Annotated in this window: 1 protein-coding gene, 4 tRNA genes and 5 rRNA genes; all 10 read right to left on the reverse strand. The window is 44.1% G+C overall.

Features of this window, described 5'->3' with window-relative positions; genetic code table 11:
- Positions 1-106: 106 nt before the first annotated feature.
- Positions 107-2,860: ribosomal RNA gene (locus tag MKS83_RS11435) — 23S ribosomal RNA — on the reverse strand.
- Between the two features lie 158 nt (positions 2,861-3,018).
- A tRNA-Ala gene (locus tag MKS83_RS11440) sits at positions 3,019-3,092 on the reverse strand.
- 81 nt (positions 3,093-3,173) lie between these two features.
- A tRNA-Ile gene (locus MKS83_RS11445) sits at positions 3,174-3,247 on the reverse strand.
- Between the two features lie 283 nt (positions 3,248-3,530).
- A 16S ribosomal RNA gene (locus MKS83_RS11450) occupies positions 3,531-5,049 on the reverse strand.
- Between the two features lie 1,269 nt (positions 5,050-6,318).
- Positions 6,319-6,427, reverse strand: a 5S ribosomal RNA gene (rrf, locus tag MKS83_RS11455).
- 154 nt (positions 6,428-6,581) lie between these two features.
- Positions 6,582-9,335: ribosomal RNA gene (locus MKS83_RS11460) — 23S ribosomal RNA — on the reverse strand.
- 158 nt (positions 9,336-9,493) lie between these two features.
- Positions 9,494-9,567, reverse strand: a tRNA-Ala gene (locus MKS83_RS11465).
- A gap of 81 nt (positions 9,568-9,648) precedes the next feature.
- Positions 9,649-9,722: transfer RNA gene (locus MKS83_RS11470), tRNA-Ile, on the reverse strand.
- Between the two features lie 283 nt (positions 9,723-10,005).
- Positions 10,006-11,520, reverse strand: a 16S ribosomal RNA gene (locus MKS83_RS11475).
- Together the 16S, 23S and 5S rRNA genes with 4 tRNA genes alongside form the textbook arrangement of a ribosomal RNA operon.
- An 854-nt stretch (positions 11,521-12,374) precedes the next feature.
- Positions 12,375-12,671, reverse strand: coding sequence for a VanZ family protein (locus MKS83_RS11480; protein WP_317224399.1), 297 nt, complete (start codon positions 12,669-12,671; stop codon positions 12,375-12,377).
- Positions 12,672-12,695 lie beyond the last annotated feature (24 nt).

A 12,695-nucleotide genomic window follows, 5' to 3' on the forward strand; every position in this document is an offset into this window, starting at 1 on the left:
TCCTGCTACCTGATAGCTACATCTGCTACCTGTTTTATCGGTAAATTTCATCACAAAGGCAAAACCATGATTGCACTTATAAGGCTTGTTTTAATGTAAACCAATAGGCTATAAATCTACGGGTAATTAGTACTACTCGGCTATGCTGTTACCAACTTTACACCTGTAGCCTATCAACGTTGTCATCTCCAACGACCCTTAAAAGATGTCTCATCTTGAGGCGAGTTTCGCACTTATATGCTTTCAGTGCTTATCTCTTCCAAACATAGCTACTCAGCGGTGCACCTGGCGGTACAACTGATACACCAGAGGTTTGTTCAATTCGGTCCTCTCGTACTAGAATCAAGCCCTCTCAAACATCTAACGCCCGCAATAGATAGAGACCGAACTGTCTCACGACGTTCTGAACCCAGCTCGCGTGCCACTTTAATGGGCGAACAGCCCAACCCTTGGGACCTTCTCCAGCCCCAGGATGTGACGAGCCGACATCGAGGTGCCGAACCTCCCCGTCGATGTGAGCTCTTGGGGGAGACTAGCCTGTTATCCCCGGAGTACCTTTTATCCTATGAGCGATGGCCCTTCCATACGGAACCACCGGATCACTATGTCCTGCTTTCGCACCTGATCGACTTGTTGGTCTCACAGTCAAGCACCCTTATGCCATTACACTCTACGCACGGTTACCAAGCGTGCTGAGGGTACCTTTGAAAGCCTCCGTTACTCTTTTGGAGGCGACCACCCCAGTCAAACTACCCACCACGCAATGTCCTTCTTTAAGAAGTTAGGCTCCAAGTAAGTAAAGGGTGGTATTTCAACGTCGACTCCACCAACACTAGCGTGCCGGCTTCAAAGTCTCCCACCTATCCTACACATTACTTACTCAAAGTCAATACGAAGTTATAGTAAAGGTTCACAGGGTCTTTTCGTCCCATTGCGGGTAATCGGCATCTTCACCGATACTACAATTTCACCGAGCTCGTGGCTGAGACAGTGCCCAGATCGTTACACCATTCGTGCAGGTCGGAACTTACCCGACAAGGAATTTCGCTACCTTAGGACCGTTATAGTTACGGCCGCCGTTTACTGGGGCTTCAGTCAAACGCTTCGCTTACGCTAACGCCCTTCCTTAACCTTCCAGCACCGGGCAGGTGTCAGACCCTATACAGCATCTTTCGATTTAGCAGAGTCCTGTGTTTTTGATAAACAGTCGCCTGGGCCTCTTCACTGCGGCCAACATTGCTGTTGGCGTCTCTTCTTCCGAAGTTACGAGACTATTTTGCCTAGTTCCTTAGCCACGACTCACTCGAGCACCTTAGGATTCTCTCCTCGACCACCTGTGTCGGTTTTGGTACGGGTTGCTTCACTTCGGCTTTTCTTGGATCCGATTACACTATAACAGCTTCGCCCGAAGGCTAGGCCTTGACACTTCCGTCCGTCTTCAATAGCTACATCGAACCGTCCCCTTTTTAGTGTGAGCAAGTATGGGAATATTAACCCATTGTCCATCCACTACCCCTTTCGGGTTCGCGTTAGGTCCCGACTAACCCTCAGCTGATTAGCATGGCTGAGGAAACCTTAGTCTTTCGGTGAGGGGGTTTCTCGCCCCCTTTATCGTTACTTATGCCTACATTTTCTTTTCTGTCCGCTCCACAATACCTCACGATACTGCTTCGGCGCAAACAGAATGCTCTCCTACCAGATGTATTAAATACAAATCCATAGCTTCGGTAATATGTTTATGCCCGATTATTATCCATGCCGGACCGCTCGACTAGTGAGCTGTTACGCACTCTTTAAATGAATGGCTGCTTCCAAGCCAACATCCTAGCTGTCAATGCAGTCCAACCGCGTTGCTTCAACTTAACATATATTTGGGGACCTTAGCTGTTGGTCTGGGTTCTTTCCCTCTCGGACATGGACCTTAGCACCCATGCCCTCACTGCCGCAGAACATTTATTAGCATTCGGAGTTTGTCAGGAATTGGTAGGCGGTGAAACCCCCGCATCCAATCAGTAGCTCTACCTCTAATAAACTCATTTGCGACGCTGCACCTAAATGCATTTCGGAGAGTACGAGCTATCTCCCAGTTTGATTGGCCTTTCACCCCTACCCACAGGTCATCCGAAGACTTTTCAACGTCAACCGGTTCGGTCCTCCACTTTGTGTTACCAAAGCTTCAACCTGCCCATGGGTAGATCACAAGGTTTCGCGTCTAATCCTACTAACTATGCGCCCTATTCAGACTCGCTTTCGCTCCGGCTCCGTAACTTAATTACTTAACCTCGCTAGTAAAATTAACTCGTAGGCTCATTATGCAAAAGGCACGCCGTCACCCAACTTGTGGGCTCCGACCGCTTGTAGGCGTACGGTTTCAGGTTCTATTTCACCCTTCTATTCGAAGTGCTTTTCACCTTTCCTTCACAGTACTTGTTCACTATCGGTCTTTCAGGAGTATTTAGCCTTGGAGGATGGTCCCCCCATATTCAGACAGGATTTCACGTGTCCCGCCCTACTCATTTATCATCTAAATATGCCTTTCAAATACGGGGCTATCACCCTCTATGGCTGTTCTTTCCAGAACATTCTTTTAAACATATAAAGACTTTTGGGCTAATCCGCTTTCGCTCGCCACTACTTACGGAATCTCTTCGATTTCTTTTCCTCCGGGTACTTAGATGTTTCAGTTCTCCGGGTTTGCTCCTCCTAAGAGGTAATACATCTTCAATGTATTGGGTTGCCCCATTCGGATATCTACGGATCAATTCGTGTGTGCCAATCCCCGTAGCTTTTCGCAGCTTACCACGTCCTTCGTCGCCTCTGAAAGCCTAGGCATCCGCCATACGCCCTTAACGATTTCTTTCCTATTTTTAGGTTACTCAAGCACTTATAAGTGCTCGGTTTTCTCTTTGTGATGTCTTTACCGTTAATGTCAATGATCTTATTTGCTTCTTTTTGGTTTAGTAAACAATTGTTGTTTTTGGCTCCAATCGTAACTTTTAAACTAAACCTCCAAAACTGTGGAGAATAAGGGAGTCGAACCCTTGACCTCCTGCGTGCAAGGCAGGCGCTCTAGCCAGCTGAGCTAATTCCCCCTCTAGTGCTTTTAGCTTTTGGATTATTGCTTTTGGCTTATTGCCATTAGCCCATCGCTATTTGCTATCCGCTTTAATTAGTAGTCTCGGGCAGGCTCGAACTGCCGACCTCTACATTATCAGTGTAGCGCTCTAACCAGCTGAGCTACGAGACTTTGTATGAGTAATGGGTGATGAGTAATAAGTAATATCCTTTTCCTCTTCTTCATTTCTCAATCTCTTTCCCTTTTACTAATTTCTAGTGGGTTATATTTTATATATATTTATAAGTAATGGGTAATAAGTAATTTTTTAACGATCCAATCACTTGGCTCTTTTTACTTTTAACTTTTTACTTTACTTATAAATCAACCAAACAAAAAACTAAAGCTTTACTTTGAAGTAAGTACATGATACATTTAAGTATCTTAATTTTGTTTTACGTCTAAAGACGCTCTAAAATGAGATGTTCCAGCCGCACCTTCCGGTACGGCTACCTTGTTACGACTTAGCCCTAGTTACCTGTTTTACCCTAGGCAGCTCCTTTTACGGTCACCGACTTCAGGTACCCCAGACTTCCATGGCTTGACGGGCGGTGTGTACAAGGCCCGGGAACGTATTCACCGCGCCATGGCTGATGCGCGATTACTAGCGATTCCAGCTTCATAGAGTCGAGTTGCAGACTCCAATCCGAACTGAGACCGGCTTTCGAGATTTGCATCACATCGCTGTGTAGCTGCCCTCTGTACCGGCCATTGTATTACGTGTGTGGCCCAAGGCGTAAGGGCCGTGATGATTTGACGTCATCCCCACCTTCCTCTCTACTTGCGTAGGCAGTCTCACTAGAGTCCCCAACTTAATGATGGCAACTAGTGACAGGGGTTGCGCTCGTTGCAGGACTTAACCTAACACCTCACGGCACGAGCTGACGACAACCATGCAGCACCTTGAAAATTGCCCGAAGGAAGGTCTATTTCTAAACCGATCAATTCCCATTTAAGCCTTGGTAAGGTTCCTCGCGTATCATCGAATTAAACCACATAATCCACCGCTTGTGCGGGCCCCCGTCAATTCCTTTGAGTTTCATTCTTGCGAACGTACTCCCCAGGTGGCTAACTTATCACTTTCGCTTAGTCTCTGAATCTTAAAAACCCAAAAAACGAGTTAGCATCGTTTACGGCGTGGACTACCAGGGTATCTAATCCTGTTCGCTCCCCACGCTTTCGTCCATCAGCGTCAGTTAAGACATAGTAACCTGCCTTCGCAATTGGTGTTCTAAGTAATATCTATGCATTTCACCGCTACACTACTTATTCCAGCTACTTCTACCTTACTCAAGACCTGCAGTATCAATGGCAGTTTCACAGTTAAGCTGTGAGATTTCACCACTGACTTACAGATCCGCCTACGGACCCTTTAAACCCAATAAATCCGGATAACGCTTGCACCCTCCGTATTACCGCGGCTGCTGGCACGGAGTTAGCCGGTGCTTATTCGTATAGTACCTTCAGCTTTCCACACGTGGAAAGGTTTATCCCTATACAAAAGAAGTTTACAACCCATAGGGCCGTCGTCCTTCACGCGGGATGGCTGGATCAGGCTCTCACCCATTGTCCAATATTCCTCACTGCTGCCTCCCGTAGGAGTCTGGTCCGTGTCTCAGTACCAGTGTGGGGGATCACCCTCTCAGGCCCCCTAAAGATCATCGACTTGGTAGGCCGTTACCCTACCAACTATCTAATCTTGCGCGTGCCCATCTTTATCCACCTCAGTTTTCAATAATCAATGATGCCATCAATTATATTATGGGGTATTAATCTTCCTTTCGAAAGGCTATCCCCCTGATAAAGGCAGGTTGCACACGTGTTCCGCACCCGTACGCCGCTCTCAAGATTCCGAAGAATCTCTACCGCTCGGCTTGCATGTGTTAGGCCTCCCGCTAGCGTTCATCCTGAGCCAGGATCAAACTCTCCATTGTATGTTTGTCTTGACTCACTCAAAGTTTTTTAACGCTTTAGTTTTTCCTTACTTGGTTGTTATATTGTATGTCAATGATCTTTATTCTTTCGCTTTTTACCGAAGCTAATCTCTGTCAGTGTCGCTCCGTATTTGCGAGTGCAAAAGTAATTATTAATTTCTTTTTGACCAAATGTTTTTAAAGAAAATTTTAAAGTTTTTTTTAGTAACCTTAACCTCTCTACAAACCTTTAATCTCACTTCTGCGCTTCCCGTTTTACCGGACTGCAAAGATACAAATATTTTTAACTCCCACAACTTTTATTTTTAAAAAGTTTCTGGTTGTTTTTCCCGTATCCCCTAAAGTGATTTCATTAATCTTTATGCTTATCTAAAAGCTCTTCTGCGCTTACCTACTTCCTCTCGTTTTCAGTGGGGCAAAGATAGTAGGTTTGGGTAATACGAAACAAGTTTATTTAACATAAAATTGATATTCCCGTAATATTTTATCTTAACTCACTGATTAGGTACGAGAAGAATTTTTAAATATTTAAACTAATGTTTGATATTGGGAACTGAAAGATGTAAAAATCCTGATAAAATAAACAAAAGAATTAGATTTAAAGAGTAAATAAAATGAAAGTAGTAAAGCAAATTAATCATTAAGAGCATGTAGAAGTTAAGGGTAATTAAGAATGTAAAGCGATTATAAGATTGTGGTTATTACGCAAAGTAAAGACTTTGATTGTATGTTATTGTGATCTAAAGGATAGTTTAATAAGATTTATATGATTAAATGAGAAGAAGAAGAAAAAGTAGTAGTAGTACAGTAGAAGGCATGGATATGCCTCAGGAAGCTACAGACTTTTATATAAGATTTTAATTTTGCGGAGAAAGGTTTATTGATATCATTTAATTATTGTCTCATATCACTTCTCGTAATGACCGTCCTTTATTATTTGCCAAGACAATCATTTATGTTTTATAAGTAAAAAGATTGAAGAATAATTAAGAAGATCTGGAAGAAAGTTTTGTAAAATACTTTTCAAAGATTAGTTTCTTTATTATTTTATAAAAGACGTTTAAAATCGTTTTCTTATGAAAAAATGAAAGATAGCCCAACTAAGCGGACTTGTATTTTGAGGTTGGTGCGCTTCGATCACAATGACGAAAAGCCTCTGCATCTGGTATCTGCAAAATTACTCATTATCCATTACTCATTGCTTATTGTAAAAACTGGATGTCTAAAAACAAAAAAGTCTCATACATAATGTATGAGACTTTAAATAAAAACTGGCGGCGACCTACTCTCCCGCTTGTCGCAGTACCATCGGCGCTGGTGGGCTTAACTTCTGTGTTCGGAATGGGAACAGGTGAGCCCCACCGCTAAAACCACCCTAAAGGTTGTATATAAGGTTGCAGTTTGAAGGTGATAGGTTGCAGGTTTTCCTGCTACCTGATAGCTATCATCTGCTACCTGTTTTATCGGTAAATTTCATCACAAAGGCAAAACCATGATTGCACTTATAAGGCTTGTTTTAATGTAAACCAATAGGCTATAAATCTACGGGTAATTAGTACTACTCGGCTATGCTGTTACCAACTTTACACCTGTAGCCTATCAACGTTGTCATCTCCAACGACCCTTAAAAGATGTCTCATCTTGAGGCGAGTTTCGCACTTATATGCTTTCAGTGCTTATCTCTTCCAAACATAGCTACTCAGCGGTGCACCTGGCGGTACAACTGATACACCAGAGGTTTGTTCAATTCGGTCCTCTCGTACTAGAATCAAGCCCTCTCAAACATCTAACGCCCGCAATAGATAGAGACCGAACTGTCTCACGACGTTCTGAACCCAGCTCGCGTGCCACTTTAATGGGCGAACAGCCCAACCCTTGGGACCTTCTCCAGCCCCAGGATGTGACGAGCCGACATCGAGGTGCCGAACCTCCCCGTCGATGTGAGCTCTTGGGGGAGACTAGCCTGTTATCCCCGGAGTACCTTTTATCCTATGAGCGATGGCCCTTCCATACGGAACCACCGGATCACTATGTCCTGCTTTCGCACCTGATCGACTTGTTGGTCTCACAGTCAAGCACCCTTATGCCATTACACTCTACGCACGGTTACCAAGCGTGCTGAGGGTACCTTTGAAAGCCTCCGTTACTCTTTTGGAGGCGACCACCCCAGTCAAACTACCCACCACGCAATGTCCTTCTTTAAGAAGTTAGGCTCCAAGTAAGTAAAGGGTGGTATTTCAACGTCGACTCCACCAACACTAGCGTGCCGGCTTCAAAGTCTCCCACCTATCCTACACATTACTTACTCAAAGTCAATACGAAGTTATAGTAAAGGTTCACAGGGTCTTTTCGTCCCATTGCGGGTAATCGGCATCTTCACCGATACTACAATTTCACCGAGCTCGTGGCTGAGACAGTGCCCAGATCGTTACACCATTCGTGCAGGTCGGAACTTACCCGACAAGGAATTTCGCTACCTTAGGACCGTTATAGTTACGGCCGCCGTTTACTGGGGCTTCAGTCAAACGCTTCGCTTACGCTAACGCCCTTCCTTAACCTTCCAGCACCGGGCAGGTGTCAGACCCTATACAGCATCTTTCGATTTAGCAGAGTCCTGTGTTTTTGATAAACAGTCGCCTGGGCCTCTTCACTGCGGCCAACATTGCTGTTGGCGTCTCTTCTTCCGAAGTTACGAGACTATTTTGCCTAGTTCCTTAGCCACGACTCACTCGAGCACCTTAGGATTCTCTCCTCGACCACCTGTGTCGGTTTTGGTACGGGTTGCTTCACTTCGGCTTTTCTTGGATCCGATTACACTATAACAGCTTCGCCCGAAGGCTAGGCCTTGACACTTCCGTCCGTCTTCAATAGCTACATCGAACCGTCCCCTTTTTAGTGTGAGCAAGTATGGGAATATTAACCCATTGTCCATCCACTACCCCTTTCGGGTTCGCGTTAGGTCCCGACTAACCCTCAGCTGATTAGCATGGCTGAGGAAACCTTAGTCTTTCGGTGAGGGGGTTTCTCGCCCCCTTTATCGTTACTTATGCCTACATTTTCTTTTCTGTCCGCTCCACAATACCTCACGATACTGCTTCGGCGCAAACAGAATGCTCTCCTACCAGATGTATTAAATACAAATCCATAGCTTCGGTAATATGTTTATGCCCGATTATTATCCATGCCGGACCGCTCGACTAGTGAGCTGTTACGCACTCTTTAAATGAATGGCTGCTTCCAAGCCAACATCCTAGCTGTCAATGCAGTCCAACCGCGTTGCTTCAACTTAACATATATTTGGGGACCTTAGCTGTTGGTCTGGGTTCTTTCCCTCTCGGACATGGACCTTAGCACCCATGCCCTCACTGCCGCAGAACATTTATTAGCATTCGGAGTTTGTCAGGAATTGGTAGGCGGTGAAACCCCCGCATCCAATCAGTAGCTCTACCTCTAATAAACTCATTTGCGACGCTGCACCTAAATGCATTTCGGAGAGTACGAGCTATCTCCCAGTTTGATTGGCCTTTCACCCCTACCCACAGGTCATCCGAAGACTTTTCAACGTCAACCGGTTCGGTCCTCCACTTTGTGTTACCAAAGCTTCAACCTGCCCATGGGTAGATCACAAGGTTTCGCGTCTAATCCTACTAACTATGCGCCCTATTCAGACTCGCTTTCGCTCCGGCTCCGTAACTTAATTACTTAACCTCGCTAGTAAAATTAACTCGTAGGCTCATTATGCAAAAGGCACGCCGTCACCCAACTTGTGGGCTCCGACCGCTTGTAGGCGTACGGTTTCAGGTTCTATTTCACCCTTCTATTCGAAGTGCTTTTCACCTTTCCTTCACAGTACTTGTTCACTATCGGTCTTTCAGGAGTATTTAGCCTTGGAGGATGGTCCCCCCATATTCAGACAGGATTTCACGTGTCCCGCCCTACTCATTTATCATCTAAATATGCCTTTCAAATACGGGGCTATCACCCTCTATGGCTGTTCTTTCCAGAACATTCTTTTAAACATATAAAGACTTTTGGGCTAATCCGCTTTCGCTCGCCACTACTTACGGAATCTCTTCGATTTCTTTTCCTCCGGGTACTTAGATGTTTCAGTTCTCCGGGTTTGCTCCTCCTAAGAGGTAATACATCTTCAATGTATTGGGTTGCCCCATTCGGATATCTACGGATCAATTCGTGTGTGCCAATCCCCGTAGCTTTTCGCAGCTTACCACGTCCTTCGTCGCCTCTGAAAGCCTAGGCATCCGCCATACGCCCTTAACGATTTCTTTCCTATTTTTAGGTTACTCAAGCACTTATAAGTGCTCGGTTTTCTCTTTGTGATGTCTTTACCGTTAATGTCAATGATCTTATTTGCTTCTTTTTGGTTTAGTAAACAATTGTTGTTTTTGGCTCCAATCGTAACTTTTAAACTAAACCTCCAAAACTGTGGAGAATAAGGGAGTCGAACCCTTGACCTCCTGCGTGCAAGGCAGGCGCTCTAGCCAGCTGAGCTAATTCCCCCTCTAGTGCTTTTAGCTTTTGGATTATTGCTATTGACTTATTGCCATTAGCCCATCGCTATTTGCTATCCGCTTTAATTAGTAGTCTCGGGCAGGCTCGAACTGCCGACCTCTACATTATCAGTGTAGCGCTCTAACCAGCTGAGCTACGAGACTTTGTATGAGTAATGGGTGATGAGTAATAAGTAATATCCTTTTCCTCTTCTTCATTTCTCAATCTCTTTCCCTTTTACTAATTTCTAGTGGGTTATATTTTTATATATATTTATAAGTAATGGGTAATGAGTAATTTTAAACGATCCAATCACTTGGCTCTTTTTACTTTTAACTTTTTACTTTACTTATAAATCAACCAAACAAAAAACTAAAGCTTTACTTTGAAGTAAGTACATGATACATTTAAGTATCTTAATTTTGTTTTACGTCTAAAGACGCTCTAAAATGAGATGTTCCAGCCGCACCTTCCGGTACGGCTACCTTGTTACGACTTAGCCCTAGTTACCTGTTTTACCCTAGGCAGCTCCTTTTACGGTCACCGACTTCAGGTACCCCAGACTTCCATGGCTTGACGGGCGGTGTGTACAAGGCCCGGGAACGTATTCACCGCGCCATGGCTGATGCGCGATTACTAGCGATTCCAGCTTCATAGAGTCGAGTTGCAGACTCCAATCCGAACTGAGACCGGCTTTCGAGATTTGCATCACATCGCTGTGTAGCTGCCCTCTACCGGCCATTGTATTACGTGTGTGGCCCAAGGCGTAAGGGCCGTGATGATTTGACGTCATCCCCACCTTCCTCTCTACTTGCGTAGGCAGTCTCACTAGAGTCCCCAACTTAATGATGGCAACTAGTGACAGGGGTTGCGCTCGTTGCAGGACTTAACCTAACACCTCACGGCACGAGCTGACGACAACCATGCAGCACCTTGAAAATTGCCCGAAGGAAGGTCTATTTCTAAACCGATCAATTCCCATTTAAGCCTTGGTAAGGTTCCTCGCGTATCATCGAATTAAACCACATAATCCACCGCTTGTGCGGGCCCCCGTCAATTCCTTTGAGTTTCATTCTTGCGAACGTACTCCCCAGGTGGCTAACTTATCACTTTCGCTTAGTCTCTGAATCTTAAAAACCCAAAAACGAGTTAGCATCGTTTACGGCGTGGACTACCAGGGTATCTAATCCTGTTCGCTCCCCACGCTTTCGTCCATCAGCGTCAGTTAAGACATAGTAACCTGCCTTCGCAATTGGTGTTCTAAGTAATATCTATGCATTTCACCGCTACACTACTTATTCCAGCTACTTCTACCTTACTCAAGACCTGCAGTATCAATGGCAGTTTCACAGTTAAGCTGTGAGATTTCACCACTGACTTACAGATCCGCCTACGGACCCTTTAAACCCAATAAATCCGGATAACGCTTGCACCCTCCGTATTACCGCGGCTGCTGGCACGAGTTAGCCGGTGCTTATTCGTATAGTACCTTCAGCTTTCCACACGTGGAAAAGGTTTATCCCTATACAAAAGAAGTTTACAACCCATAGGGCCGTCGTCCTTCACGCGGGATGGCTGGATCAGGCTCTCACCCATTGTCCAATATTCCTCACTGCTGCCTCCCGTAGGAGTCTGGTCCGTGTCTCAGTACCAGTGTGGGGGATCACCCTCTCAGGCCCCCTAAAGATCATCGACTTGGTAGGCCGTTACCCTACCAACTATCTAATCTTGCGCGTGCCCATCTTTATCCACCTCAGTTTTCAATAATCAATGATGCCATCAATTATATTATGGGTATTAATCTTCCTTTCGAAAGGCTATCCCCCTGATAAAGGCAGGTTGCACACGTGTTCCGCACCCGTACGCCGCTCTCTCTGTTCCGAAGAACAAATACCGCTCGGCTTGCATGTGTTAGGCCTCCCGCTAGCGTTCATCCTGAGCCAGGATCAAACTCTCCATTGTATGTTTGTCTTGACTCACTCAAAGTTTTTTAACGCTTTAGTTTTTCCTTACTTGGTTGTTATATTGTATGTCAATGATCTTTATTCTTTCGCTTTTCCCGAAGCAATCTCTCTGTCAGTGTCGCTCCGTATTTGCGAGTGCAAAAGTAATTATTAATTTCTTTACGACCAAATGTTTTTAAAGAAAATTTTAAAGTTTTTTTTGTAACCTTAACCTCTCTACAAACCTTCAATCTCACTTCTGCGCTTCCCGTTTTACCGGACTGCAAAGATACAAAAAATTTTAACTCCCGCAACTTTTATTTTTAAAAAGTTTTAATCGTTTTTCCCGTATCTCCTAAAGTGATTTCATTAATCTTTATGCTTACTTAAAAGCCCTTCTGCGCTTACTTACTTCCTCTCGTTTTCAGTGGGGCAAAGATAGAATTCTCTACTATACAATCCTAATTTACTTAACATAAAATTTAAATGAAATTCTAATTGTGGGAAACTTTTAATTTTAAGTTATTGATATAAATATATTTAACTTTAAAATCCAGACTTATCCACAATAACAAAATCAATCAGGTCTTATTGAAATGTCTCTCTGGCTGATTTTAATGGTAGACATTCTACCTGTTTGAATACTATATATCGTGAAATTATCGTCGAGAGATCCTTGCTTTTAATTGAAATGACAGCTATTGCTTATAATGATAGCCCCGATCGCAGCATTTGTTTGAGCTCATTTTCTTTAAAAGAAAATAGCGAGTGCGGAGAGCGGGATCAAGCTTCTAAAAATACAAAATTGATTCAAGAATCAAGAATTTATAAAATGAAAATAATAACTGTATAGTAGAAGCTGCATTTTCCTAATCAGAAAAAACGTTTGATAAGTGCTTTATAGGTATAGTAACCTATCAAGCATCCAATAGTATCTGCAACAATATCGAGGGTTTCCATAGATCTTCCGAGCCCCATTTCTTCCTGAAAGATTTCTGTAAGGAATGCGTAAATAAGAATAATCTGAAAAAAGTAAGAAAACCTGATTCTAGGAAAGGCTGCCATGAAGCAGAAACCAAGCATTGCGAATATACTTAAGTGAAGAACTTTGTCTATACCATTGAACATGAACCAATATTCCTGGTTCTCTTCTCCGGGTTTAAGGAGCATATAAGTAAGAAATGCCCAATAAAT

The organism is Chryseobacterium sp. Y16C (assembly GCF_022488405.1).
GTDB classification, from domain to species: Bacteria; Bacteroidota; Bacteroidia; order Flavobacteriales; family Weeksellaceae; genus Chryseobacterium; species Chryseobacterium geocarposphaerae.

Excerpts from the sequence above, each read along its gene's own strand:
- MKS83_RS11480 (WP_317224399.1), bottom strand. The coding sequence starts at position 12,671 with ATGCTCCTTAAACCCGGAGAAGAGAACCAGGAATATTGGTTCATGTTC.